Source organism: Methylomonas sp. Uni0011 (assembly GCF_056850255.1).
In genome coordinates, this window is sequence record NZ_JBVVNO010000010.1 from 47,063 (window position 1) to 71,994 (window position 24,932).

Genomic DNA, 24,932 nt, shown 5'->3' on the forward strand with positions numbered 1-24,932 from the left:
TCACCGATGGAATCCAAACCGCCCGTTCGCCCGTCTTCGCCGTCGCGGCCCGGAACCAGTCGCACCACCCGCGACGAACCCGAAGTGAAGTTGGCGCCGGTCGTCGAAGACGGTCTGCTAAAAGTACTGCATGCCGTGATCCATTTTGCGGTTCGGGTGCTGGCGGTGCTGATGGTGCTGGTGATTTTGTGGGGCGTGGCCGACGTGGTGTATGTGATCTACCAACGCTTGGTCGCGGAACCGTTTATGATGTTGACGGTCTCGGACATATTGTTGATTTTCGGTTCGTTCATGGCCGTGCTGATCGCGATCGAGATTTTTATCAACATCACGTTGTACATCAAGCACGACACGCTACCGATTAAAATGGTGATTGCCACAGCCTTGATGGCCGTGGCCCGAAAAGTGATCATGTTGGATTTCAAGGACCTGGACCCGGCTTATACCGTCGGGATTGCCGCTGTAACGGTGTCTCTGGGCCTGACCTATTGGCTGATTTCCTATAAACCGCAACCCGTCAAAACTGAAGAGCGATAAGCCATGCGCGATGCCAGCCCGCAAACTGTCTACCTGAAAGACTACACGCCGCCGGAATATCTGATCGACCAAGTCGAATTGGATTTCGATTTGGACGACCAGCGCACTAAGGTGCGCGCCAAAATGAGCGTCAGGCGCAATCCGCAGAGCTTGGCCGACAGTGTCGCGCTAAAGCTGTGGGGCGAGGAGTTGCAATTGCTCAGCATCGCCGTCGACGGCCGGCCGCTGAGCGCCAGCGAATATCTGGTCGGCGACGAAGCGTTGATTATCCACGAGGCGCCGCAGGACAGGCCGTTCGAAATCCTGATCGAAAATCTGATCAATCCGCAAGCCAACACCGCTCTGGAAGGGTTGTTTCTGTCCAGCAGCATGCTCTGCACCCAGTGCGAGGCGCAGGGCTTTCGGAAAATCACTTGGTTTTTGGACCGGCCGGACGTGATGAGCCGTTTCAAAACCACGCTGGTCGCCGACAAGGCCAAATACCCGGTATTACTGTCCAACGGCAACAAAACCGGCGGCGGCGAGTTGGAAAACAATCGGCATTGGGTCAGTTGGGAAGACCCGTTCGCCAAGCCGTGCTACCTGTTCGCGTTGGTCGCAGGCCAGTTGGAATGTGTCGCCGACGAGTTCATGACGATGAGTGGCCGGCGGATTGCGCTGGAGATTTTCGTCGAGCAACACAACGTCGACAAATGCGCCCATGCGATGCAATCGCTGAAAAACGCGATGCGCTGGGATGAGGAAACCTACGGCCTGGAATACGATCTGGATTTGTATATGATCGTCGCCGTCGATCATTTCAACATGGGTGCGATGGAAAACAAGGGGCTGAACGTGTTTAACACCAAGTTCGTGCTGGCCCGGCCGGATACTGCTACCGACAGCGATTACGAACACATCGAAGGCGTGATCGGCCACGAATATTTTCATAACTGGTCCGGCAACCGGGTCACCTGCCGCGATTGGTTCCAGTTGAGTCTGAAAGAAGGCTTTACCGTATTCCGCGACCAGCAATTCAGCGGCGACATGACTTCGCCGGCCGTGAAGCGGATCGAAGACGTCAACGCCTTGCGGACTCGCCAGTTTGCCGAAGACGCCGGCCCTTTGGCGCATCCGGTGCGTCCCGAAGCCTATATCGAAATCAACAACTTTTATACGCTGACCGTCTACGAAAAAGGCGCGGAAGTGGTGCGGATGCTGCACACCTTGCTCGGCGCGGAAGGTTTTCGCAAAGGCTGCGATTTATATTTCCAACGCCACGACGGCCAGGCTGTGACCTGCGAGGATTTCGTCAAGGCGCTGGAAGACGCCAACGGCGTCGAATTCGGCCAATTCCGCCGCTGGTATTCGCAGGCCGGCACTCCGCTGCTGGCAGTGGAGCAGGACTACGATACAGCCGGCGGCCGCTTGCAACTGACGCTGCGCCAAAGCTGTCCGCCGACGCCGAATCAGCCGGTCAAACAACCGTTACATATTCCGGTAAAACTGGGGCTATTGAATCCAGACGGGACACCGGCCGCATTCGAGTTCGGTGGCGAGCGGCACACCGAGGTCACATTGAATCTGACCGAAGCCGAACAAAGCTTCAGCTTCGGCAATTTGGCCGGCAAGCCGGTGGTTTCGTTGCTGCGCGGGTTTTCCGCGCCGGTGACGTTGAAAATGCCGCGCGGTTTGGACGAACTGGCCTTTCTGCTGAGCCACGATAGCGACACCTTCAACCGTTGGGAGGCCGGCCAGCAATTGGCGACGCAAGCCATTTTCGATTTGATCGACAGCATCGAATTGGGGCGGCCGCTGCAGCTGGATGCGATCGTGATCGAAGCGTACCGCAAGGTGCTGGCTGATGCCGGCGGCGATTTGTCCTATCAGGCTTTGCTGTTGGCGTTACCGGAAGAGAGTTATCTGTCCGGCCAAATGGCAATTATTGACGTCGACGCCGTGCACCAGGCCCGCGAGTTCGTCAAGAAAACCCTGGCAACCAGTCTGGCGGATCAATTTCTGGCACTTTACCGCCAACACCACCGCGACGAATCCGGTTGCTTCGATGCCGGCGCCGTGGGCCGGCGCCGCCTGAAAAACACCTGCCTGAGCTACCTGAGTAAATTGGAAACGCCGGACAGTCACCGTCTGGCCGAGCAGCAATTCCGCGGCGCCCGCAATATGACCGACCAAATCTCGGCATTGTCGGCGATCGTAAACAGCCACAACCCGGACAAAGCCGATTGCCTCGACAGTTTTTACCGGCAATGGCAGCAGGAGGCGCTGGTCATCGACAAGTGGTTTGCGCTGCAGGCGACCAGCAGCATGCCGAATACCTTTGCCACCGTGCAGAATCTGATGCGGCACCCGGCTTTCGATATGAAAACGCCGAACCGGGTTCGGGCCTTGGTCGGCGCCTTTAGTCAGTCGAATCCGTTGCATTTCCATGCTGCGAATGGCGAAGGCTACCGGTTTTTGGCCGACCGCGTGATCGAATTGAATGCGTTGAATCCGCAAATCGCCTCGCGCATGGTCAGCGGTCTGGCGCAATGGCGGCGCTACGACGCCAACCGGCAAAGCTTGATGAAACAGGAATTACAGCGTATCGTCGCTACCGAACATTTGTCGAAAGATGTCTACGAGATTGCCAGCAAGAGTTTGGCGTAGCCGTCACAATCACGTAAACTAGCTTCGGACCCAGTTACCCGCATTAGCATGAACCCACGCACCGCCCAGGTTGAACGCAACACCCTCGAAACCCAGATCAAGATTTCGGTTAATCTCGACGGCAGCGGCTCAGCCGCGTTCACTACCGGCCTGCCGTTTTTGGACCACATGCTGGACCAAGTGGCCCGGCACGGCTTGATCGACATGGAAATCGTGTCTCACGGCGATCTACACATCGATGCCCACCACAGTGTCGAAGACATCGGCATTACCTTGGGCCAGGCGGTTGCCAAAGCGCTTGGCGATAAAAAAGGCATTTACCGCTACGGCCACGCCTATTGTCCGCTCGACGAATCCTTGTCGCGGGTGGTGGTGGATTTTTCCGGCCGGCCGGGATTGTTTTACGATGTCGAATTCAAGCGCGCGCTGATCGGCAATTTCGACGTGGATTTGTTCAAAGAATTTTTTCAGGGTTTCGTCAACCACGCCGGCGTGACTTTGCATATCGACAATCTGAAAGGCGGCAACGCCCACCACATTGCCGAAACCGTTTTCAAGGCATTCGGCCGGGCAGTGCGGATGGCGATCAGCCCCGATCCGCGCATGGCCGGGATCATGCCGTCCACCAAAGGCACTCTGTAAACTCTTCACAGCCGCTTCGAACTTTTGACCTTAAATATCTAACTGTTATGCCGTCAGTTGCCGTCATCGATTACGGAATGGGTAATCTGCATTCCATCGCCAAAGCGCTTCAACATGTCGATAGCCGAAGCCAAGTGCTGGTCAGCTCCGATCCGGAAATTATTCGCGGAGCGGACCGGGTGGTGTTTCCCGGCGTCGGCGCAATTCGCGATTGCATCAATGCGCTGCACGACAGCGGTTTGGCCGAGGTCATTAAAGAGGTGGCTGCCGCGAAACCGATGTTGGGAATTTGCCTGGGCATGCAAGCCCTGCTGACCGACAGCGAGGAAAACGGCGGTGTCGCCTGTCTCGGCCTATTACCCGGTCATGTCCGGCGCTTCGCCGACGATCTGCGCGACGGTGACGGCGAGGTCCTGAAAATTCCGCACATGGGCTGGAATCAAGTCGAACAGAAGCCGCATCCGTTATGGAAAAATATCCCGGACCGCAGTCGTTTCTATTTCGTGCACAGCTATTATGCGGTGCCGGACGACGCACGCCATACTGCAGCAACCGCAGATTATCCGCAAACCTTCACCTGTGCCTTGGCCAATGGCAATCTGTTTGCCGTCCAATTTCATCCTGAAAAAAGCCAGACGGTCGGATTGCAATTGTTGCAAAACTTCCTGGCCTGGGACGGGACGGCGTAACCGCCAACCTTCTGCGTTGGCTTTACTAACCCTTTGAAATAGTGATTTAACTGTCGAGATTTAGATATGTTGCTGATACCCGCAATTGACTTGAAGGAAGGAAAATGTGTCCGCTTGCGTCAGGGCCGTATGGAAGACGACACCGTGTTCTCCGACGATCCGGTGGCGGTTGCGGGGCGCTGGGTTGAAGCGGGCGCGAAGCGTTTGCACTTGGTCGATTTGGACGGCGCCTTTGCCGGCAAGCCGAAAAACGCCGACATTATTCACGCCATCGTCGAGGCCTACCCGGAAGTGCCGATTCAAATCGGCGGCGGCATCCGCGACGAGGACACCATCCAAGCCTACCTGGAAGCCGGCGTACAATACGTGATCATCGGCACCAAAGCCGTCAGCGAGCCGCATTTTGTCCGCGACGCAGCGATCGAATTTCCCGGCCACATCATCATCGGTCTGGACGCCCGCGACGGCAAGGTGGCGATCGACGGCTGGTCCAAACTGTCTCGCCACGACGTGATCGATATGGCGCAAAAATTTGAATCCAATGGTGTTGCGGCGATTATCTACACCGATATCTCCCGCGACGGCATGATGCAGGGCGTTAATGTCGAAGCCACCGCCAAGCTGGCCAGTTCGGTACACATCCCGGTCATCGCCTCCGGCGGCATCACCAATCTGGACGATATCCGCGCTTTGGGTGCCGTGGCCCAAGAAGGCATCATGGGCGCGATTACCGGCCGCGCAATCTACGAAGGCACCTTGGATTTCGCCGAAGGCGCCAAACTGGCCGCTTCCTTCGGCGGCGAGGATTGAACGGCAACCCGCCATGAGCCTAGCCAAACGCATCATTCCCTGCCTGGACGTCGATAACGGCCGCGTTGTCAAAGGCGTCAAATTCGTCGATATCCGCGATGCCGGCGATCCGGTCGAAATCGCCCGCCGCTACGACCGCGAGGGCGCCGACGAACTTACCTTTCTCGATATCACCGCCACCCACGACAACCGGGATACGATGGTCCATGTGGTCGAACAGGTTGCCAGCGAGGTGTTCATCCCGCTGACCGTGGGCGGTGGCATCCGCAGCTCGGACGATATTCGTCGCATGCTGAATGCCGGCGCCGATAAAGTCGGAATCAACAGCGCAGCAGTATTCCGGCCCGAGTTCGTCAAGGAAGCTGCCGACAAGTTCGGTTCGCAGTGCATCGTCGTCGCGATCGACGCCAAGAAAGTCAGCCAGGACGGCGAGGCCGAGCGCTGGGAAATTTTTACCCACGGCGGCCGTAAACCCACCGGCATCGATGCCGTGGCATGGGCGGTGCGGATGAAGGATTACGGGGCCGGCGAAATTCTGTTGACCAGTATGGACCGCGACGGCACCAAGTCCGGCTTCGATCTGGCCTTGACCCGCGCCATCAGCGAAGCGGTCAGTATTCCGGTGATCGCCTCCGGCGGCGTCGGCAACCTGGACCATTTGGCCGACGGCATCATCGAAGGCAAGGCCGATGCGGTCTTGGCCGCCAGTATTTTCCATTTCGCCGAATATACGATAGAACAGGCCAAACGCCACATGCAGTCGCGCGGTATCGAGGTGCGGTTATGACGACTACTTGGCTGGAACAAATCGAATGGACCGAGGACGGATTGGTTCCGGCCATTGCCCAGGACCACAGCAGCGGCCGAGTGTTGATGTTTGCCTGGATGAATCGGGAATCGCTGGCCCTCACCGTCGCCGAAGGCTACGCCGTGTATTGGTCGCGCTCCCGCCAGCGTTTGTGGCGCAAAGGCGAGGAATCGGGCCATCGCCAAAAAATCATCGATCTGCAGTTGGATTGCGACGGCGACGTGATTTTATTGAAGGTGGAACAGGAAGGCGGCATCGCCTGCCATACCGGCCGGGAAAGCTGTTTCTTCCGCAGCTTCAAAGACGGCGATTGGCAAGTCAGCGAAGCCGTGTTGAAAGATCCGCAAGCAATATACAAATAAACGGCTATTGTCTTAGCCGCGGCTGCGGGTCCAATTGGCGGACTGCAGCGTAACCCCCTACTTCTGGCGTCATTACCGATGCCGCCCTTCCCGGCTTTGCGTTGCGGCTGTCGGCCTTCGGCTGTCAGGGAATTATTTGCTGTGGCCACAAGTCCCAGCTAAGGTTAAAGTAATCCAGCGGATTGACGCTATAAAACGGACTATCCCTACAGTCGTTACGCTCAACGCCGGCATGCACCGGTCGGGCGCTCAGAATCGCGGTATTGGCTTATGATACTGATCGTAAAAAATATTCCTTCTGCTTCCCAGGAAGACGAATTGGCCGATTTCGTTGCACCGGCTTTGCGGTTTTGTTTTTGGTTGCCGTTCAAAGTTGGCCGAATTTTGAAGACCGATATTTTTTGTCTGAAAAACCTGAGAACCAATGTGCTGTCGTTTCACGGCCGAGTCTTTATCGACGACGATAAAGCCGGGCGCCAGGCGATCAAGAAATTGCACGGCAAGCGCTTCAAAAACAAAATCGTCGAAGTGCGCGAGTATTTCATTCGATCCGGAAAAAACGACCGCCGCGCCGGGCAACAGATCGTCACGGTCGAAATGTTGGAAAAACGCAAGGGCGACCGCCGCTGCAACGTCAAGCATGACAACGAAACGCCAATCCACACCAACGTATTCGATACCCGCAACGTCTACCAAGTCAGCCGGCGAGCTAGAAACGAGTTTTACGACGAATGATTGCAGGCGCTGCCGGTGCAAGCGAGCCGTGCTGACGATACTGCTGCCGTCTCAGACGCAGGCTCAAATCCGGCAATCGGCCTTACAAGCCTTGCCCGCCAGCCACGCCCCCAGCGGCAAACGGTAGCGGGCGAAATACGCATACAGTTTGGCAAACAGCGGCCGGGTCAACGGCCAACGCAACGGCGCAGCCAACCAAGCCAGACCCAGCAAGCTATAGGTCGCGTGGAAGGCATCGATACCTTTCACCAGCGAGCCATCGGCCCGCACGCCGTGAATTTCCGCCATCAACTCGGCCTCGGTACAGCCCAAAGGTTCCGGTGCGAAATCGTTTGCGTGGATATCCTGAAACGCGACGCGGCCGGCGGCGTTTCTGGACTGTAGCCAAGCCACTTCTCGTCGGCAAATCGGACAGTGGCCGTCGTAGAGTAGGGTGAATTCGGCGTTGGTGTTCATGGCGTTACCTGTGTGCGTCAAAGGACCGGGGCTGTTATCGACCACGATCTATCCCCGATAGGCTACCGGACGAAACGCATTCGGCAAGTTCAATTCCCGGATCGATCGCTGGCGCCGAAGCCGCCGCCGCCCGGCGTTTCAATGACGATGCTGTCGCCGGCTTCGACTCGAATGTCCGCGCAACCGGCTAATTCGACCGTTTCGCCGCCGGCTTTGAGTAAACGGTTGACACCCGGCGCGCCGGGCCAGCCGCCGCGCATACCGAACGGCGGCTGGCACCGGTGGCTGGAGAGAATGGCTACCGTCATCGGCCGGCAAAATTCGAGCCGGCGTCGCACGCCGTCGCCGCCGCGATAACGCCCGTCACCGCCGCTGCCCTCGCGTAGCGAAAACTCGCGCAATAGCACCGGAAACCGTTGCTCCAGAATTTCCGGATCGGTGATGCGCGAGTTGGTCATGTGGGTATGCACGCCGCTGGTGCCGGCGAAACCGTCCCCGGCTCCGGCGCCGCCGCAGATGGTTTCGTAGTACTGGTAATCCCGGTCGCCGAAGGTCAGATTGTTCATCGTGCCTTGGGATGCGGCCAGCACGCCCAACGCGCCGAACAAGGCGTCGACGATGTACTGTGATGTCTCGACGTTGCCGGCCACCACGGCGGCCGGATATTGCGGATTCAACAAACAACCTTCCGGAATCACGATATCCAGCGGTTTCAGGCAGCCGGCGTTTAACGGAATGTCGTCCTGCACCAGTGTCCGCATTACGTACAGCACGGCGGCCTTGCATACGGCCGCCGGCGCGTTGAAATTGTCCGCCAACTGCGGCGAGGTGGCGGAAAAATCGATCCGTGCACTGCTCGTGTCCCGATCTATCGAGACGCTGACGGCAATGGTGCCGCCTTGATCCAATGGGTAGGCGAAGCTGCCGCCGTCCAGCGTTTTCAATAAGCGGCGGACGCAGGCTTCGGCGTGGTCCTGCACGTGTTGCGTATAGGCAAGTACCACCGCTAACGAATAATCGCCGACCATGGCCAATAACTCCTGAGTGCCTTTTAGATTGGCGGCGATTTGGGCCTGCAGATCGGCCAGATTTTGCTGCGGATTGCGCGCCGGGTGGCGGTTGCCGGCTAGCCATTCCAGAATCGCCGTTTCCTGAAACCGGCCGCCGTCAAGAAATTTCAGTCCGGCGCTGATCACGCCTTCATCGTCGATATGCCGGCTGGCGGCCGGCATCGATCCCGGCGAAATGCCGCCGACATCGGCATGGTGACCGCGCGAGGCGACGAAAAACAGCAGTTGCCGCTCGGCGTCGAATACCGGCGTCACCACGGTGATATCGGGTAGATGGGTGCCGCCGGCGTAAGGCGAATTCAGCAGATAGGCGTCGCCGGGCGCCAGGTCTTTACCATGGCTCAGCACCAAGGCTTTGACGCTTTCGCCCATCGATCCCAGATGAACCGGGATGTGCGGGGCATTGGCGATCAAATTGCCGCCGGCATCGAACACTGCGCAGGAAAAATCCAGCCGCTCCTTGATATTGACCGAATGCGCGGTGTTTTGCAGTACGAAACCCATCTGCTCGGCCACCGACATGAAGCGCTGGTTGAAGATCTCCAGCATGACCGGGTCGGGGCCCGGGGCGAGGGACGGGGCGGCGATCGAGTATTTGTTTCCGCTCAGCAGCAGATCGCCGTTATGCTGCATCAGGGCTTGCCAGCCGGGCTCGACCACGATGGTCGAAGTCGGCTCCAATATCACGGCCGGCCCCGCCACTGTTTGCCCGCAGCCCAATTGTTCCCGGCGGTAGACCGGCGCATCGTGCCAACGGCCGCGGCTGAACAGGCGCGTGCTGCCTTGCGCCTCGCCATCGTGGCGATCTGCAACAGTTGGCGCTATCTCGCTAAAGCGCGAGTCGCAAGCGATGCTTTCGACCTGCAAGCTGGCAATGACCACCGGCCGCTCGTCGCAAAAGCCGAATTGGCGCCGGTATGCCGCGGCAAAATCCTGCAGTATTGCCTCGGGTTCGGCGTAGTCGACCGTCAAGGCGGTATCGCTGCCTTGATAGCGCAGTGCCAGGCTCCAGCGGCTAATGGATTGGTCCGGGTCCAGGCCCTGAGCGGCCAGCTCGCGCCGCGCAGCCTGTTCCAAGTCTGAGAAACGCCGCCGCAACTCGGCCGCATCCACCTCCTGCCATAAACCTTCCAATGCCGCTTGCTTCAGCACCCGAAACTCGGCCAGGCCGATGCCGTACGCCGACAGCACGCCGGCCAACGGATGCAGCAATACCTTGCGCATGCCCAGGCGTTCGGCTAGCAGGCAGGCGTGTTGCGCGCCGGCGGCTCCGTAACAGCACAAGGCGTAGTCGGCGAGCGGGTAGCCTTTTTGCACCGAGATTTTTTTGATGGCCTCGGCCATATGCTCGACGGCGATCTCCAAAAAACCCTCCGCGACTTGTTCCGGGCTGCGAGGTTCGCCGCTGGCGGCGGAAACTTCGGCCGCCATTGCGGAAAATAGTGCCGTTACCCGCTCGCGGTCCGGCGGCAAGTTACCCTTCGGGCCAAACACCGCCGGAAAATCCGGTAACTTGCCCAGCAGTAGATTGGCGTCGGTCACTGTCAACGGCCCGCCGCGCCGGTAACAAGCCGGACCGGGATTGGCGCCGGCCGAGTCCGGCCCCACCCGGCAGCGCAAGCCGTCGAAATGCAAAATTGAGCCGCCGCCGGCAGCGACGGTATGAATCGCCATCATTGGCGTCCGCATGCGGACGCCGGCGACTTCGTTGTCGAAACTGCGCTCCAGCTCGCCGGCGTAATGGGCGACATCGGTGGAGGTGCCGCCCATATCGAAGGCGATAATCTTGGCCAACCCGGCGCCTTTGGCTGCCGCAATCGCGCCAACCACGCCGCCGGCCGGGCCGGATAGGATGCTGTCCTTGCCGTGGAAGGCGTCCGCCCGCACCAGACCGCCGTTTGATTGCATGAACAACAGGCTTGGGGTCGAGTCGCCAGTTGGCAGGCCGCGTTCGACCTGCGCGACGTAACGGCGTAACACCGGCGACAGATAGGCATCGACCACCGCAGTATCGCCGCGGGCGACGAATTTCGGCAGCGGGCTGGCGAGATGCGATAACGAAATATGCTCGAAACCAATCTCGGCGGCCAACTCGGCTAGCATCAATTCGTGTCGCGGGTAGCGCCAGGCATGCAGCAACGCGACGGCGAGATTGCGAATGCCCAGGTCGTAAAGCCGCCGCAATTCGGCGTTGGCTTGGTCCTCAGTCAGCTCCTGCAATACCCGGCCGTCGGCGCCGACGCGGACGTCGATTTCGGCCACCGCCTGATAGAGGGGCTCCGGCCGGAGAATCCGCAGCGCGAAAATATCGGGTCGGTTTTGGTAGCCTATGCGCAGGCAATCGCGGAAGCCGCGGTTGGTGACCAACGCAATGGCGGCCCCCTTGCGTTCCAGCAAGGCATTGGTGCCGACCGTGGTGCCCATTTTGACGGCGGCTATCCGGTCCTTCCTGCCGGTGCCGGACTCCCGCAAAATCTGGCTTATGCCGTGCAGTGCGGCGTCGGGATAGAGCTCCGGATTTTCCGAAAGCCACTTGCGAACCGCCACCTTTCCGTCCGGGGCCAGCGCCACGATATCGGTAAAAGTGCCGCCCCTGTCGATCCAAAACTGCCAGCCCGCCGCCATCGAAAAAAACCTACTAGAAATTACTAATCAAATTTTTGCTAACTTTATGTAATGATAGCCATTCTTCGACAATGGCATTTTAATTGATGCCGGCCCGGATAACGCGGTTGCCGGGCCATTGCGCGGCAATAATAATCACATAGGGGGAAAGGCGTGGAAACTTTGTTCGATTTGGTTCTGGTCGCGGCGGCCTTGTACGGCGCGAAAGCGTATTTGACCGCGCCGGAAGTCGTCACCGACCGGGAAATTTTTTCCAGCCGGGGGTCGATGTTCGTGAAAAGGCTGGTCAGCGAGCAAGCCGGCCAAGGCCGGCCAAGCCAACCGGGTTCGCCTGTTCCGCGCTCCGAACCGCCGCTAGCCGAGCCCGAACCAAGCCAAGGCATTATCGCCGAAGCCGAACCAACGCTGCCGGCCGAATCGGATATGCCGGCGGCCGTCACTGCGTCCGCGGCTGAACAGGATGCCGACCTATTGCCGGTAGCGGTTGAATTGCAGGTGCCGCAGGATTCGGTATTGAATCGGCATTATTGGGCGCAACGCGCCGCCGAGCGCGCCGCGATCGAGCAACCCTACCCGACCGATTCGGTGTTACTGCGCCATTACCGGCAGATACAAGCGGCGGCCCTGCAGCTCGAGGTGCTAAACGCCGATACCGGTCGTGCGGTCGAGCCGGTTGCGGCCGAGCAAACCGCGGATGCTGTCGGCGCTGGCGTGGCGATCCCGGAAGATTCGGTGTTGAAGCGTCATTTCCTGGCCGATGCCCGGTGCCGGATCGAACAACAGTACGGCCCTTGTCCCGATGAAACCGTGTTGCGCCGCCATCACCAGCAGTTGGTGGCTGCCGCCTGGGACGCTTTTTTGGCCGGTTTGGCTCAATCCACGCTTTGATCAGTCCGCAGCCGCAGTCATTTTCGAAGAAATGCCAGAATGCACCTGGCGTCTGCCGACAACTGGTTTAAAATTCAAGCGTTACCGGAGTGATTAGTCCTGGCCGGTCAGGGTATTTTCTGCAGAGAACGGTCCTCTCCGGTCTTAGGCAGCCTTATATGGGAATAGAACTCGCGTTATCATGATTAACACACCGTATGCCTTGAAAGATTCGCGCCCTAACCGGGCCTGGCTGGCGTTGGCGGCCTGCATGTCTTACGCCGGAATCGAACCGGTATCGGCGACGGATATGCCGCCTGCGGCTGCAGAAGTGGTAGCTCCAGCGGCAATTGAAGCGGCGCCGGTGCCGGCGGCAAATTTTATTCCGGCCGACAACCCGATCGGCAGTTTGCTATTGAGCCGGCAACACCCGCTGTTGGCGCGGGCCGACTTCAGCCGGGTTAGCGACTTTGTCGTGCAAATCTACCAAGCCAATAATTTTCAGCCGATTTGGCTTAACGCCAACCGCTCGGAAAAAAACCTGAACGATTTGTTCGGTATGTTGGATAACGCGGCTGGCAATGCGCTGTCTCCCGCCAACTACGATGTCGAGCGCCTGAAACAATTCGTGGGTTCTCCGATCGCCGATAATGCGACTGCTGCCGGCTACGACGTGGCCTTGACCGTATCGCTGGTGCGGTTTCTGCACGACTTGCGCCAAGGCCGGGTCGACCCGCGCGACGTTCAATACCCGGTGCATATTGCCCCCAAGCCGGCGTTGGATATTGCCGGTTTGTTGAAACAACATCTGGAAACTCAGACGCTGAGCGAACTGGCGGCCGTGTTCGAACCCAAAGCCAAACAGTATCAACAATTGAAGCGGGTTTGGAACCGGATGCAACTGTTGGCCGGGCAATCCGCGCTGCACGAATTCAAGCCCGGCAAGCAATTGCGCCCGGGCGATAAGCATCCCCATATTGTTTACCTGCGGCAAAACCTGCTGGCAATGGGCCTGATCGCTGATAACGTCAATCCGGAAAGCAAGGTTTACGATGCCGATCTGGCCGAAGCCGTGAAAAAAGTCCAACGGCAACAAGGTTTGAAAGCCGACGGCGTGATCGGCGCCGCGACTGCCGCCTTATTCAACCGGCCGCCGCAGGAAAAATTGGCGCAGTTGGAGTTGGCGATGGAGCGCTCGCGCTGGATTCCGGATCCGAGCGACGGCCCGATGATCCTGGTGAATATCCCGGCCTTCGAATTGTGGGCGTTCAATTCGCCCGACGATGCCAACCCGTTGAATATGAAGGTCATCGTCGGCAAATCCCCGGACAAACAAACCCCGGTACTGTGGGAGGAAATGAAGTACCTGGAGTTCATGCCGTACTGGAATATTCCGAAGAATATTTTCGAGAAGGAAATTTTACCGAAAGCGGCAAACAACCAAGGCTATCTGGCCAGCCAGGACATCGAACTGGTGCGGCACCAAAACAGCGAGGAAAAAGGCGGCGGCAGCTATCTGCGCGCCCGCCAGCGTCCCGGCAAGAAAAATCCGTTGGGCCGGGTCAAGTTCGTGTTTCCGAACACCGCCGATGTTTATTTGCACGACACGCCGAGCCGGGCCGCGTTTAACCGGCCGCGGCGCGATCTGAGCCACGGCTGCGTCCGGGTTGCCGAACCCAAGCGTCTGGCCGAGTTCGTGCTGGGCGACCAGCAGGGCTGGGATAAGGACACGATAGAACAAGCCATGTCGGCCCCGAAAACCCGCCACGTCACCTTAAAACGTTCGGTGCCGGTACTGTTTTACTACGCGACCACCTTTATCGATCACGCCGACCAGTTGCACGTCTATCCGGATATCTACGGCCAGGACGAACTGCTACAGAAGGCTTTGAACAAATTGCAGGCACCCACTGCCGGCACCAACCAATTGGCCGCCAGCGGCAAAGCCGCGGCTGCAACCAGCAGTCAGTAGTGGGCAAACTGGACCGGGCATAAAAAAGCGCCGGGATCGGCGCTTTTTTATGCGGCTGAGCGCGAAGGTACTAAAAAGTCCAGGTCCGGAAAGTACCGGTATCGAGATGGATAAAATTCGATTCCGGGTAATAACCGACGCCGCCGCGATGCATGGCCAGCGCCGCGTTGTGGATTCGGCGCAGATCGAAACGTTCGATGCGGATGTCCACCGCTCGGCCGTGCATGTGGAAGCTGTTGTTAGCGACACCGGTATGTTCGGCGTGCAGTTTGGCGTTGGTCAACGGCGAACGGTAGCCGCAGATGACGCCGAAAGGTTGCTGCAAGCCCAGCATTTGTTTCAGATCGTGCAATTGGTCGAGCAACTCCGGGTCGATCGGATGCACGTCGTCGGTACGGTAGTCGCGCAGTAAGAAACTGATTTCATCCAGCGCGTCCGTCAGATAGCGGCCTTTCTCGAAATAAGTCAGATTCAGCTTGTCGCCGGTATGCGGATTTTGAAACGCCAGCGAACGGTGAGACGTCATTCTGCTGCGGTCGGCGAGGAACATCGGTTCCTGATCCAACGCAATCATCGGCTCGCGTTGGCCGGGGCGAATCACCGAATGCACTCTGCCGCCGCTTTCATGGCTATGGCTGATCTGTGCGGTACGTAGCCCGTGCTTTTTGCCGTGGTAAACGTCGCGGATTCTGGCTTGGTATTGTGCGTGATGGTCGGCGTGGGCCAGTTGTATCCGGCCGTGCTGGATTTTCGCCGATTTATGGCTGTTATGGGCGGTTAGCGTTTTTTTCTCCGCATGCCGCGCTGCTTTGCCGGCTTGAATCGCCTCGTGTTTGGGCAGACGCGCCGCGCTTTTCGCCGCCTTGCCGGTTCTATGGTTCTTGTCGGCTTTAACTGCCGCACTTTTGGCAGCATGAGCTACGCCGGGCATTGCGATAGATAAAACGGCACCCAGCGCCAGGCGGCCGAAAAAGCTGCGTCGCGACAGCTCCACTTCGCCTTGCGTATCGCCATCATTCTCTAAGTTATGTCTCAGCATCCATAATCTCCTGTTTAACATCTTACGGATAGTGCTTGATTCCGAAGGTTAAAATCCAAAATTAGTTGTTCCGATTATAGCAGTCTATCACACAGAAGCGACTGTAAAGCCAAAACGGCTGTCAATTGTCGGTAATATTACAATTGCCTGAAGGTGCATATTCCGTTCTCGGTATGTTATCGGCGTCGCGGATTTAACGGTTTTTCAGCTTCCGGTAAAGTTCGACCATGCCTTCCGTTAAAGCTGGATCCGCGCAGTACAGCACGCCGCAATGGTTCATAAACAAGGAGCCGTCCGGATTCAATAGCAAGGCCCGGCCGAACATGTCGCAAGCGATGGCGCCGGTCTCGCGGAACAGGCAAGCCGTGGCTGCATAATCCCAGACGCTACCGCCGCCGGGTTGCGGTTTCGGGAATTTGAAGTAACAGGCCGGCGCATCGGTCAAGACTTGGCAAGCGTTCAGCGCGGCACCGCCCTGCAAGGTCAGAGTGGCACCGGTATAGCCCAATCCGACAGCCAGCCGTTCCAGTTCGATTTGGGCTGCGGGGTAGAGCGGGTCGGCGGCAAAGCTCTTGTCGGTGATGAATTTCAGAACGCTCCCGCCTGCTTTAGGCAACTCCAACAGATGCGAATCGCGCCAGGCGCCGTCGTTTCGCACGGCCCGATACAAGGTTCGCGCCAGCGGATCGTAAACCACGCCGATCAGCGCGGTTCCGCCGCGCTCGACCAATGCGATCGATACCGAGTAACCCGGCACGCCTTCGACGAACGGCAAGGTGCCGTCCAACGGATCGATACTCCAGAAGTAGTCTTTTCGCAGCCGGCTGCCGTCGTCGGCCTGCTCTTCCGAAAGTACGGCCAGATCGAACATATCGCAGGCGGGGCGCAAGGCCTGCAAGATCGTTTGCTGGCTCAGATGGTCGACTTCGGTGACCACTTGCGCCGCCAGACTGCCGTCGCCAGTCTTATTGCCGACCGCAATCCGGCGGCCAGCATGGCTTTCTATGATGTGTCCGGCCTGGTACGCCGCGGCAATGGCGCACTGGCAGAGTAAGTCGAGTTCGGTTGTCGACAGTCGCATATTCAGGGTTCCGGGCTATCGGTCAATTCCGCGATCACTTGCTGCGCCAACCGTTCGCTGTAACTGTCTGCCGGCCAATGCTGCGGGCTCCAGCCTTTCAGGAAACGATGGAAATCGGTCCAGGCAAGCGGATACAACAGCCGCCATTCGCGTTCCAGCGCATCCGTATCGACCTTGCTAGCTTTGGTTTGCAGAGCGGTCCTCAGCGCTTGAAAATAGAAGTCCAGCAACTCGGCTTCGCGGCGTTCCGCCGCACGGTCGTCCAGGCAACTATCGATAAAATAGGCCACATCTTTCATCCCGCAGCCGCCGCCGACGTACTGAAAATCCACCGCGGCGACGCGTTCGCCGTCCTGCGAGAAACAGAAATTGGCTAGTTTGGCGTCGCCGTGGACCAGGGTTTGATGCACGCTGGCATTGAGTTTGCGGTCGATCGCCGCCGCGGCGCGCTTTAACCTGGGGTCGGCCAAGGCCTGCAATTCGTCCGGCCGGGTTGCCAAATGCCAGTAGGTACCGGTTTGCCACAGGCCATCCGGTTTTACGCCGAGAAAAGTGGCGTGAAAATGGGCCAGCCAGTTCAGGCAGGCGCGGAGTTCCGTATCGGTCAAACGGTTGCGCCGCGCTGAAAACCCAGCCGCGTCCAAGTCTTCCAGCACGATCAAGATCTCGTCGCCGAACGACTCTGCTGCCAGACAGGCCGGCACCCGACACTGCCCATCGCAGCGGCGGCTCCATTGGCCGTACCAGGCGGTTTCGATCCGGTAGGAACGCAGTTTGCGCTGATGGGATATGTCCGTTTCGTTGCGCAGCACCGGCAACTTTACGTGCTTGACGACCACGCTGGCGCGATTGCCGCCGACCAAGCGGTAGCGCACGATCTGGCCGTAACCGCTCCATAGCCTTTGCACCGGTTCTGCGCCGCTGATATCGGTCGCCTCGGCGGCGCGCAGAATCAGGTCGCGAATACGGTGGTCCATCGAAGTCTGGGTGACGATGCCGGCCCGGTTCGGACCGGCGGACAACCTTAAAAGAACAGTTCCCGCATTTTCTGCCCTGGCGACGGTGCGCGCATGAAGGCTTCGCCGACCAGGAAGGTGTAAATGCCGTTATCCTGCATCAGTTTGACGTCGGCCGGAGTGTGGATGCCGCTTTCGGTAACCACCAACTTGTCGGCCGGTATCGTGTTTTTCAAATCCAGCGTGGTTTGCAGCGAGACCTCGAAGGTACGCAGGTTGCGGTTATTGATGCCAATCATGTTGGTGTTCAGCCGCAACGCCCGCTCCAATTCGGCGGCATCGTGCACTTCCACCAATACGTCCATGCCCAGTCCGGTCGCGGTATCGGCCAATTCCTGCAGCATCGGGTCGTCCAATGCAGCGACGATCAGCAGCACGCAATCGGCGCCCAATGCCCGCGACTCGTGGATTTGGTAGGGGTCGATCATGAAATCCTTGCGGATCGCCGGCAGCGGGCATCTTTCGCGCACCATCTGCAGATTCGCTTCCGAACCCTGAAAAAACTCTTTGTCGGTCAGCACCGACAAGCACGTCGCGCCGTTGAAAGCGTAATCGACCGCGATTTCGACCGGCTTGAAATCTTCCCGGATCACACCCTGACTGGGCGAAGCCTTCTTGATCTCGGCGATGATCGCCGGCTTTTGCTGGTCTGCCTTGCTGCGCAAAGCCTGATAAAAACCGCGCGGACCTTGCACGCCGGTCGCAATTTCCTGCAACACTGAAATCGGCGTGTTGTTCTTGCGGCGGGCGACTTCTTCGGCTTTTTTGGCGAGGATGGTTTTTAGGATGTCGGGAGTATCGGTCATGGTGTGTTGTTCGATTTGGTTATGTGTCGCTATCGCGACGGATTATATTTGAAGTCGGGTCTCGGCCCGACAGCCGAGATACTTTTCTTTACTTGTCCAAAGAAAAGTATCCAAAAGAAAAGACACCCCGATGCCGCTTGTATCCTGCGCTCCGAAGGCTTTGAACGGGGTTTTCGGAAGGGCTATCCATAGCCCTCCGAAAACGAGCGACATCCCTGCCGCTCCCCTTTCGGGCTAATCCGTCCAAACCCTCCGGTGCTCGGCGCGGCATAGGGGAATCCATCCCGGAATTAAAAGTCGCCTGGTCTGCAAATCATGTAGTCTCGATGGAGTGAAACGAAATCGAGGTATTGATAACATCAATGGATTCCACTATGACTAATTGTTGCTCCAATCGGAACGACGCGGGCTTCGGAAAACTTTATGGGTAGTTTGTTAGTCACAATTATTTCCTTACCTTATTTTTTGTTTCTATATGTAAACCAAACGTACATTAATGGGCCAAAGCCAATGAGCATTTCTATCGGTATTGATATTTTTGAATTATTCCTACTGCTTACGCGGCGCTGGTATATCTCTGCGTAATCGTTAAACAGAGGTTTTCCATCAAGAAATATTTCATATACATGGCTATTCCAAAAAAAAATATCAAACTTCCTTTGTGACAAGATGGTTATATTTTTTCCTGCCAACCAAAATAAATCATCTTTGTTTGATTTTTTTACGCGAGAATCGCCAAAGTTAACTCTAAATCTTTCTTGACGGCCATCAACGTCCAACAAGATAGAATATGCAGGCTGTTTTCTGATACTGTCAACACCTATCACTCTGCCTGTATCTTTATTCATTTGCTCAAGAGTTAACGGCGGATTAAATAAATAGTCATTCAACTCGACGCATAAAACTATCAGAGCAAACATGCAGCCTAAACCGACAACGATTACACCATTACCAAAGATCGCACTATAGTTTCGCCACGCTGCCAAATAATCTTTTCTGGCATTATTTAACAACGCCAATGGATTCCATCTTAAAAAGTTGCTCAGCAATTTTCTGTTATTATTCATTTGTTTAACATAAAAGTCCGGTAGGGTGGGCACGATTTAGTGCCCACGCGGCATTAACGGCCAATGGTGGGCAAATTGCCCACCCTACGCCTCACAAAAACCGAACAAGACCATCAACATAAGAAGTTGCCAAACGGGTATTAGCAAATAGTCCCACCCCCCAGTTGGAATTCCTTTTAACCTAAAATAGCCAAACGAAACCACAGACAAGCCGCTAACCAGACAAAAGGAAACTACTTGAAAAATTAAAGACCGATTGGCACGATTTAGCGAAGAAACGAGTACCCCGTAAGGTGTCAAAGCGAACATTACAAGGAATAAATGAACGTGCAATTGTTCTAGCTCATGCGTTTTTGACCAATCAACGCCGCCGACATAAAAAACAAATGTAATTCCTGAAATAATTTTACATGCGAGAACAAGGTTTTGGTGAGTGACAATAGTTGCCATTTTATTGGTCTCCAGGATTGGTAGGTCCAATTGCATTTCGCTAATTTGACCATCGAATTTCGGCCACGCGCTTCCTATGGTCTTTGTTAACCGTTAAAAGGCCGATGTATTTATCAATCTTGGCATTTATCTCACTGGAGTTTATTTGATGAAGTAAGACTCCACCATCGGACGATAATAACCAATTGAATGAGCCGCAATTCATCAGAACAGTAAGCCAAAACACGACCCGGAAACTTTGCTTTTTGGACTTATGCCTAAGTGTCGTTTGTGCCACTAAGGCACCAGGCCAACCTCCAATCAGAGAAGACAAATGCAAAGTATTTTCCTTTGTCCGCCAATAACCTCGCTGCGCCGCATGCTTGTCGACTGCGTAGAGGAAAAATGTCAGTACACTGGCAAATACATAAAAGACAAATATCAGTATCGGTGTTTTTCCTAAATAAGCCCAATATCCTATAAGAGCTAAAAATCCAATTGCAGCCAGGAAATAAAACAAACTAAGGAAAGATGGAATAGGCAACGCTAGTTTCGCGAATTTGAATTTTACTCTCTGCGCTTGGGGCCTGCCTTCTACATCAATTTTGATTTCAAACGTCACGACATCGCCTATAACAGGTCTTCTGGATTGACTTTGAAATCCCTTGATATGAATGAAAATCTCTGGGCCGCTCTTGGGTTGAATAAAACCGAAGCCTTTTTCATCATTCCATTTTTTGATTATTCCTTCTAAGCGCATATTTTGACTTGCTTATATATCAAACGTTCTGAGTTCTAGGGGGTAAGATTGATACCCCTCAGGAATTAACGGCCAATGGCGGGCAAATTGTGCACCCTACGAAGCCTTAAAAAACCTAAATATAGACACCATAAATTTCACAGAGGGTTAATCCCCTATGCCGCGCCGAGCACCGGAGGGTTTGGACGGATCAGCCCGCAGGGGAGCGGCAGGGATGCCGCTCGTTTTCGGAGGGCTATGGATAGCCCTTCCGAAAACCCCGTTCAAACCCTTCGGAGCGCAGGATTAAAGCGGCATCGGGGTGTCTTTTCTTTTGGATACTTTTCTTTGGACAAGCAAAGAAAAGTATCTCGGCTGTCGGGCCGAGACCCGACTTCAATCTATTCGTCGCGATAGCGACACAAAACTTAAGAATACACCACTAACGCCTCAAAATTAGCCACTGCGCTCGCTCAGGCGAATATCAAGCCGCTCTCGTCTGCACCGTCAACTTAACCCCAAGCGCCTTACAAACTTTGGCGATAGTCTCGAAGCGGGGTTGGGCGTCGGCACGCAAGGCTTTATACAAAGCCTCGCGGCTGATGCCGGCGGCATTGGCAATTTCGGTCATGCCTCGCGCTCTGGCAATGCTGCCGAGTGCATGAGCCAAGGCCGCCGGGTCATCTTCTTCCAGAACCACGGTCAGGTATTCGGCAATGGCTTGATCGCTATCCAGATGTTCGGTAATGTCAAACACGGGTAAGTCGGCGATTTTGATTTTTTCATTCATGATTCAGTCCTCCAACAACGCGGCTAGGCACTGAGCTTTGGTAATATCGGCAGCCTGACTGGATTTATCGCCGCCGCCCAGCATCACAATCAACACCTCGCCCCGCTGCACGTAGTACATTCGCCAGCCGGGACCGAAATGTTCACGCATTTCAAAAACACCCTCGCCTACCGCTTTCACGTCGCCGAGATTGCCTTGTTGGGCTTTTTCCAGTCGGCGCGCCAACCGTCGGTGCGTCAATCCATCTTTCAAGCCAAACAGCCATTCGCTGAATGCGGGGAGTTGTTTGATCGTGTACATGCAGAAAATGTAATCGAACGATTACATCGCGTCAATACTTTAACCGGTTTCGGAATACCCAATCAAAGCCTCAAATTTCCTCAACGCACTCCCATCCGCCAACACCTGATGCGCTCGCCGAATACCGGCATCCAGCGAATCGGTCAGGTCGGCGGCGTAGATTGCGGCGCCGGCGTTCAGGGCGACGATGTCGCGGGCCGGGCCGGGTTGGTTGTTCAGCACCGCTTTGACGATTGCCAGGCTGTCTGCCGCGCAGCCGATGGATAAGGTCTCCAGCTTGGCGCGCTGCAAACCGAATTGCTCCGGCGTGATGGTGTAGGTATGAATGATGCCGTCGACCAGTTCGGCCACATCGGTCGGTGCGGCGATGCTGATTTCGTCGAGGCCGTCGCGAGCATGCACCACCAGCACGTGGCGGCTACCCAGGCGCTTCAAGACTTCGGCGACCGGCACCAGCCATTGTTTGTCGAATACGCCGATCAGCTGGTGCGGGGCGTTAGCCGGATTGGACAGCGGACCGATCAGATTGAACAAGGTGCGCACGCCCATTTCCTTGCGGGCCTTGACGGTGTGGCGTACCGCGCTGTGGTGCTTGGCGGCGAACAGAAAACCGACGCCGATGTCGTTGACGCATTGCGCCACCCGCTCGGCCGGTAGCTCCAGATTGACCCCGGCCAGTTCCAGCAAATCGGCGCTGCCGCAGCAACTGGAGACCGAGCGGTTGCCGTGTTTGGCGACCTTGCCGCCGGCCGCCGCCACCACGAAAGCCGCTGTAGTCGAAATATTGAAGGTGTTGGCGCCGTCGCCGCCGGTGCCGCAAGTATCGATGACGTGCTCGCCGTCGATAGGTACATTGCGCACCAATTCGCGCAATACGCCGACCGCTGCGGCGATTTCGTCGACCGTTTCGCCCTTGCAGCGTAAGGCGATCAAAAAGCCGGCGATTTGGGCGTCGGTCAGCTCGCCGTTCATCATCGCCCGCATCGCGGCGCTCATTTCTTCGGCGCTGAGATCCTGGCGGTCGAGCAGTTTTTGCAGCGTGGTTTGGATGGACATGATTGGCTTCGAAATGGTGTGGATCGGGTTACATCCGTTACGGCGTGGGCGAGACCGGATACTTTCGGCGTGCTTGCCGGAAAGGTCCGCCCCGGCTGGCGCCGGGCGAACGTATTCCGGCCTACGTGATTAGCCCATGTTCTCGATCGGCATTTCCGGGTTCACGTCGGCGTCGTAATCCACGCCTTCGACTTCGAAACCGAACAACTTCAGGAACTCGTGCTTGTAGCCGGCGAAGTCGCTAAGTTGGTTCAGGTTTTCGCTGGTGACTTGCGGCCACAGTTGGCTGACCTCGTCCTGCACTTTCGGATCGAGTTCCTTCAAATCGGCGCGCAGGCGGCCTTCGCTGTCCAGAATCGGCGCCTCGTTGTACAGGCTGTCGCGGAACAGGCCGTCGACTTGTTCGATGCAGCCTTCGTGCGTGCCTTGCGCCTTCATCACTTTGAACAGTAGCGCCAGATACAACGGCATCACCGGAATCGCCGCGCTGGCCTGAGTCACCACCGCCTTCAATACCGAGACGCGGGCATCGCCGCCGATGGCGGCCAATTTGGCGCGGATGTCGATCACGCGTTTGTCCAGGTCTTTTTTCGCCGCGCCGATGGTGCCGTCCCAGTAAATATCCCAGGTGACTTTTTCGCCCAGATAGGTAAAGGCGGTGGTTTTGGCACCGTCGGCCAGTACGCCGGCTGCGGCCAGCGCATCGATCCACATCTGCCAGTCTTCGCCGCCCATCACCGCGACGGTGTTGTCGATTTCTTCCTGAGTTGCCGCAGTCAGCGTAAATTCCTTGATGATTTCCTTGTCGGTATCGACGCCGATTTGTACCAAATCCTTGCCGATCGGTTTCAAGGTCGAGTTATGCACCTCGCCGGTTTTGGGATGAGTACGGCGCGGCGCGGCCAGGCTGTAAACCACCAGATCGACCTTGCCCATATCTTGTTTGATGGCATCGATCACACGTTGTTTGATTTCGTCGGAAAAGGCATCGCCGTTGATGCTTTTCGCGTACAAGCCTTCGGCTTTGGCGAATTGGTGGAACGCCGCCGAGTTGTACCAGCCGGCACTGCCTGGCTTGTCGGCCGTGCCTTCTTTTTCGAAGAATACGCCCAGGGTGTTGGCGCCGGAACCGAACGCAGAAACGATGCGCGAGGCCAGACCGTAGCCGGTCGATGCGCCCAGCACCAGCACGTTTTTCGGACCGCCCGCGACCGCACCTTTGGCTTTGACGTAATCGATTTGCTGTTTGACGTTGGCGGTGCAGCCGGCCGGATGGGTGGTGACGCACATAAAGCCGCGTACGCGAGGTTTGATGATCATGGTGCTCCTCAAGTTTTAATTGTTGTTTTCCCGCGCCCGGTGCCGGAACACGTTTGCCGCCCATGATAACAAACCGGGCCGGGATTCGGCAGGTAGGGATTGAAAGTGTAGGGGTAGGATTGGCTGGTTGATGGCCCCGATCGGTGCAGCGTAATCGGCGGAACGAAATTAGCGCCGGTACGACTTCGCTCTACTAAAACAAACCACGCGGGCTGGACTTCGGGACAATACTCCAGCCTTTGTGCTTTTAGAAAAATACCGGCCATAAACCGTTCCCTTTCAATCCGAAATATCTTGAGGAGTATTTGATGCCCAATAAAAACCTTTCATTGATGCTGGCAGCATTAGGACTAACGCTTGCTGTCGATGTCGACGCAGCGCCAATCATTTCGCCGTTTGCTGCCGATTTGGCTAGCGGCCAGTACAGTGCCGATTTAACCTATCCCGGTACTTCGGCACAGGCAGCGTTCAATGGAGGAGTGTGGAATGCGGGTACCTACGGCAAGCACTGGATCCAGGCGGATATGGGGGCCAGTCAAACCCTGTCGAAAGTGGTGATCACTGCCGCGGTTGCGCCTGCCACTAATGCGCAATACTGGGTTTACCTGTCAAATTCAGCCATAGGCAATAGTTACAACAGTTTAACCCCGGTAGCGACGTTCTCGGACTGGATAGGTACGTCAGGGTTCGGACCGCATTTTGAAACCCACGAGATTGAGTTCGCTGCCGCCTCCGGACGGTATTTACAGATAGTTGCGTATGGCGGTAGCAGTTGGACCGCGCTAGGCGACCGGAAGCCAAGAGTCGACTGGGTCGAACCGGTCTCCCAAGTTCCACTGCCTCCCGCATCGCTGCTGATGTTATCCGGTTTGCTCTATCCCGTGAGACGTCGCTTGTTTGGTTCGGCCAAGGTCTAAAGCATAAGCCGTTCGCACCACGGACAAGGCTAGGCGGTGGGCCTTGTCCGTGGTTAACCTGTAAGGAAGGTTTTTTACTATATCAATGCCCGGCCGCAGGAACCGGGGAGTGACAAGAATTTTGGCATTGGCTATCGGCTGCTTTAAGTCGCT

At 56.7% G+C, this 24,932-nt stretch carries 24 protein-coding genes; 11 read left to right on the plus strand and 13 right to left on the minus strand.

What is annotated here, in order from left to right; all coding sequences use genetic code 11:
• Window positions 1-6 precede the first annotated feature (6 nt).
• From AC0IM9_RS12875 to AC0IM9_RS12910, 8 genes are all read left to right on the plus strand, one after another.
• Window positions 7-537, plus strand: coding sequence for a phosphate-starvation-inducible PsiE family protein (locus tag AC0IM9_RS12875; protein WP_445371922.1), 531 nt, complete (start codon window positions 7-9; stop codon window positions 535-537).
• 3 nt (window positions 538-540) lie between these two features.
• A complete protein-coding gene (gene pepN / locus AC0IM9_RS12880) occupies window positions 541-3,183 on the plus strand; it encodes an aminopeptidase N (protein ID WP_482804269.1) in 2,643 nt (880 codons plus the stop codon).
• A gap of 48 nt (window positions 3,184-3,231) precedes the next feature.
• Complete coding sequence (gene hisB / locus AC0IM9_RS12885; RefSeq protein WP_140913919.1) at window positions 3,232-3,825, plus strand: imidazoleglycerol-phosphate dehydratase HisB; 594 nt, start codon at window positions 3,232-3,234, stop codon at window positions 3,823-3,825.
• 47 nt (window positions 3,826-3,872) lie between these two features.
• Window positions 3,873-4,514 (plus strand): imidazole glycerol phosphate synthase subunit HisH, encoded by a 642-nt coding sequence (gene hisH / locus AC0IM9_RS12890; RefSeq protein WP_482804270.1) that lies wholly within the window; start codon window positions 3,873-3,875, stop codon window positions 4,512-4,514.
• A 66-nt stretch (window positions 4,515-4,580) separates the two neighbouring features.
• The gene (gene hisA / locus AC0IM9_RS12895) at window positions 4,581-5,324 is read left to right on the plus strand and encodes a 1-(5-phosphoribosyl)-5-[(5-phosphoribosylamino)methylideneamino]imidazole-4-carboxamide isomerase (RefSeq protein ID WP_140913921.1); all 744 of its coding nucleotides are present in this window, start codon (window positions 4,581-4,583) and stop codon (window positions 5,322-5,324) included.
• 13 nt (window positions 5,325-5,337) lie between these two features.
• Complete coding sequence (gene hisF, locus AC0IM9_RS12900) at window positions 5,338-6,111, plus strand: imidazole glycerol phosphate synthase subunit HisF (protein WP_140913922.1); 774 nt, start codon at window positions 5,338-5,340, stop codon at window positions 6,109-6,111.
• A complete protein-coding gene (hisI, locus tag AC0IM9_RS12905) occupies window positions 6,108-6,494 on the plus strand; it encodes a phosphoribosyl-AMP cyclohydrolase (RefSeq protein ID WP_482804271.1) in 387 nt (128 codons plus the stop codon). The genes hisF and hisI overlap by 4 nt, the downstream gene beginning before the upstream one ends.
• A 270-nt stretch (window positions 6,495-6,764) precedes the next feature.
• Window positions 6,765-7,229 carry a hypothetical protein gene (locus AC0IM9_RS12910; RefSeq protein WP_278210145.1) on the plus strand — a complete coding sequence of 155 codons (465 nt, stop codon included), beginning with the start codon at window positions 6,765-6,767 and terminating at the stop codon, window positions 7,227-7,229.
• A gap of 63 nt (window positions 7,230-7,292) precedes the next feature.
• On the opposite strand, the gene AC0IM9_RS12915 is transcribed toward AC0IM9_RS12910, so the two are convergent.
• Both AC0IM9_RS12915 and AC0IM9_RS12920 read right to left on the minus strand, forming a co-directional pair.
• A complete protein-coding gene (locus tag AC0IM9_RS12915; RefSeq protein ID WP_482804272.1) occupies window positions 7,293-7,685 on the minus strand; it encodes a thiol-disulfide oxidoreductase DCC family protein in 393 nt (130 codons plus the stop codon).
• Between the two features lie 89 nt (window positions 7,686-7,774).
• On the minus strand, window positions 7,775-11,380 hold the full coding sequence (locus AC0IM9_RS12920; RefSeq protein WP_482804273.1) for a hydantoinase B/oxoprolinase family protein: 3,606 nt from the start codon (window positions 11,378-11,380) through the stop codon (window positions 7,775-7,777).
• A gap of 153 nt (window positions 11,381-11,533) precedes the next feature.
• On the opposite strand from AC0IM9_RS12920, the gene AC0IM9_RS12925 reads away from it, so the two are divergent.
• Both AC0IM9_RS12925 and AC0IM9_RS12930 read left to right on the plus strand, forming a co-directional pair.
• Window positions 11,534-12,268 (plus strand): hypothetical protein, encoded by a 735-nt coding sequence (locus AC0IM9_RS12925; protein WP_482804274.1) that lies wholly within the window; start codon window positions 11,534-11,536, stop codon window positions 12,266-12,268.
• A gap of 181 nt (window positions 12,269-12,449) precedes the next feature.
• Window positions 12,450-14,219 carry a L,D-transpeptidase family protein gene (locus AC0IM9_RS12930; RefSeq protein WP_482804275.1) on the plus strand — a complete coding sequence of 590 codons (1,770 nt, stop codon included), beginning with the start codon at window positions 12,450-12,452 and terminating at the stop codon, window positions 14,217-14,219.
• A gap of 70 nt (window positions 14,220-14,289) precedes the next feature.
• On the opposite strand, the gene mepK is transcribed toward AC0IM9_RS12930, so the two are convergent.
• The 11 genes from mepK to fabV form a co-directional block, all read right to left on the minus strand.
• Entirely contained in the window at window positions 14,290-15,258 is a 969-nt protein-coding gene (mepK, locus tag AC0IM9_RS12935; RefSeq protein WP_140913928.1) for a peptidoglycan L,D-endopeptidase MepK, read from the minus strand.
• Between the two features lie 193 nt (window positions 15,259-15,451).
• On the minus strand, window positions 15,452-16,339 hold the full coding sequence (locus tag AC0IM9_RS12940) for a 3'(2'),5'-bisphosphate nucleotidase CysQ family protein (protein WP_482804276.1): 888 nt from the start codon (window positions 16,337-16,339) through the stop codon (window positions 15,452-15,454).
• Between the two features lie 2 nt (window positions 16,340-16,341).
• A complete protein-coding gene (locus AC0IM9_RS12945; protein ID WP_482804277.1) occupies window positions 16,342-17,316 on the minus strand; it encodes a phosphotransferase in 975 nt (324 codons plus the stop codon).
• A gap of 47 nt (window positions 17,317-17,363) precedes the next feature.
• Window positions 17,364-18,161, minus strand: coding sequence for an indole-3-glycerol phosphate synthase TrpC (trpC, locus tag AC0IM9_RS12950; RefSeq protein WP_482804278.1), 798 nt, complete (start codon window positions 18,159-18,161; stop codon window positions 17,364-17,366).
• Between the two features lie 458 nt (window positions 18,162-18,619).
• On the minus strand, window positions 18,620-19,228 hold the full coding sequence (locus AC0IM9_RS12955; protein WP_482804279.1) for a hypothetical protein: 609 nt from the start codon (window positions 19,226-19,228) through the stop codon (window positions 18,620-18,622).
• Between the two features lie 84 nt (window positions 19,229-19,312).
• Entirely contained in the window at window positions 19,313-19,678 is a 366-nt protein-coding gene (locus AC0IM9_RS12960) for a hypothetical protein (RefSeq protein ID WP_482804280.1), read from the minus strand.
• Window positions 19,679-19,718: 40 nt separating this feature from the next.
• Window positions 19,719-20,417: a DUF1294 domain-containing protein gene (locus AC0IM9_RS12965; RefSeq protein ID WP_482804281.1), complete on the minus strand. Its 699-nt coding sequence runs from the start codon at window positions 20,415-20,417 to the stop codon at window positions 19,719-19,721.
• A 463-nt stretch (window positions 20,418-20,880) separates the two neighbouring features.
• Window positions 20,881-21,186 (minus strand): addiction module antidote protein, encoded by a 306-nt coding sequence (locus tag AC0IM9_RS12970; protein WP_256608987.1) that lies wholly within the window; start codon window positions 21,184-21,186, stop codon window positions 20,881-20,883.
• A gap of 3 nt (window positions 21,187-21,189) precedes the next feature.
• Window positions 21,190-21,486 (minus strand): type II toxin-antitoxin system RelE/ParE family toxin, encoded by a 297-nt coding sequence (locus tag AC0IM9_RS12975; protein WP_445371910.1) that lies wholly within the window; start codon window positions 21,484-21,486, stop codon window positions 21,190-21,192.
• Window positions 21,487-21,525: 39 nt separating this feature from the next.
• A complete protein-coding gene (trpD, locus tag AC0IM9_RS12980) occupies window positions 21,526-22,542 on the minus strand; it encodes an anthranilate phosphoribosyltransferase (RefSeq protein WP_482804282.1) in 1,017 nt (338 codons plus the stop codon).
• A gap of 129 nt (window positions 22,543-22,671) precedes the next feature.
• Window positions 22,672-23,862, minus strand: coding sequence for an enoyl-ACP reductase FabV (fabV, locus tag AC0IM9_RS12985; RefSeq protein WP_482804283.1), 1,191 nt, complete (start codon window positions 23,860-23,862; stop codon window positions 22,672-22,674).
• A gap of 308 nt (window positions 23,863-24,170) precedes the next feature.
• On the opposite strand from fabV, the gene AC0IM9_RS12990 reads away from it, so the two are divergent.
• Entirely contained in the window at window positions 24,171-24,779 is a 609-nt protein-coding gene (locus AC0IM9_RS12990) for a discoidin domain-containing protein (RefSeq protein ID WP_482804284.1), read from the plus strand.
• Window positions 24,780-24,932: the final 153 nt, after the last annotated feature.

Bases quoted from the DNA above. Each gene is read 5' to 3' on its own strand.
- hisA (WP_140913921.1), top strand. From the start codon at position 4,581: ATGTTGCTGATACCCGCAATTGACTTGAAGGAAGGAAAATGTGTCCGC.
- AC0IM9_RS12930 (WP_482804275.1), top strand. From the start codon at position 12,450: ATGATTAACACACCGTATGCCTTGAAAGATTCGCGCCCTAACCGGGCC.
- fabV (WP_482804283.1), bottom strand. From the start codon at position 23,862: ATGATCATCAAACCTCGCGTACGCGGCTTTATGTGCGTCACCACCCAT.
- AC0IM9_RS12940 (WP_482804276.1), bottom strand. From the start codon at position 16,339: ATGCGACTGTCGACAACCGAACTCGACTTACTCTGCCAGTGCGCCATT.
- AC0IM9_RS12920 (WP_482804273.1), bottom strand. From the start codon at position 11,380: ATGGCGGCGGGCTGGCAGTTTTGGATCGACAGGGGCGGCACTTTTACC.
- trpC (WP_482804278.1), bottom strand. From the start codon at position 18,161: ATGACCGATACTCCCGACATCCTAAAAACCATCCTCGCCAAAAAAGCC.
- hisF (WP_140913922.1), top strand. From the start codon at position 5,338: ATGAGCCTAGCCAAACGCATCATTCCCTGCCTGGACGTCGATAACGGC.
- AC0IM9_RS12915 (WP_482804272.1), bottom strand. From the start codon at position 7,685: ATGAACACCAACGCCGAATTCACCCTACTCTACGACGGCCACTGTCCG.
- AC0IM9_RS12970 (WP_256608987.1), bottom strand. From the start codon at position 21,186: ATGAATGAAAAAATCAAAATCGCCGACTTACCCGTGTTTGACATTACC.
- AC0IM9_RS12945 (WP_482804277.1), bottom strand. From the start codon at position 17,316: ATGGACCACCGTATTCGCGACCTGATTCTGCGCGCCGCCGAGGCGACC.
- hisB (WP_140913919.1), top strand. From the start codon at position 3,232: ATGAACCCACGCACCGCCCAGGTTGAACGCAACACCCTCGAAACCCAG.
- hisH (WP_482804270.1), top strand. From the start codon at position 3,873: ATGCCGTCAGTTGCCGTCATCGATTACGGAATGGGTAATCTGCATTCC.
- AC0IM9_RS12990 (WP_482804284.1), top strand. From the start codon at position 24,171: ATGCCCAATAAAAACCTTTCATTGATGCTGGCAGCATTAGGACTAACG.
- mepK (WP_140913928.1), bottom strand. From the start codon at position 15,258: ATGCTGAGACATAACTTAGAGAATGATGGCGATACGCAAGGCGAAGTG.
- AC0IM9_RS12960 (WP_482804280.1), bottom strand. From the start codon at position 19,678: ATGGCAACTATTGTCACTCACCAAAACCTTGTTCTCGCATGTAAAATT.
- hisI (WP_482804271.1), top strand. From the start codon at position 6,108: ATGACGACTACTTGGCTGGAACAAATCGAATGGACCGAGGACGGATTG.
- AC0IM9_RS12965 (WP_482804281.1), bottom strand. From the start codon at position 20,417: ATGCGCTTAGAAGGAATAATCAAAAAATGGAATGATGAAAAAGGCTTC.
- trpD (WP_482804282.1), bottom strand. From the start codon at position 22,542: ATGTCCATCCAAACCACGCTGCAAAAACTGCTCGACCGCCAGGATCTC.
- AC0IM9_RS12910 (WP_278210145.1), top strand. From the start codon at position 6,765: ATGATACTGATCGTAAAAAATATTCCTTCTGCTTCCCAGGAAGACGAA.
- AC0IM9_RS12875 (WP_445371922.1), top strand. From the start codon at position 7: ATGGAATCCAAACCGCCCGTTCGCCCGTCTTCGCCGTCGCGGCCCGGA.
- AC0IM9_RS12975 (WP_445371910.1), bottom strand. From the start codon at position 21,486: ATGTACACGATCAAACAACTCCCCGCATTCAGCGAATGGCTGTTTGGC.
- pepN (WP_482804269.1), top strand. From the start codon at position 541: ATGCGCGATGCCAGCCCGCAAACTGTCTACCTGAAAGACTACACGCCG.
- AC0IM9_RS12955 (WP_482804279.1), bottom strand. From the start codon at position 19,228: ATGAATAATAACAGAAAATTGCTGAGCAACTTTTTAAGATGGAATCCA.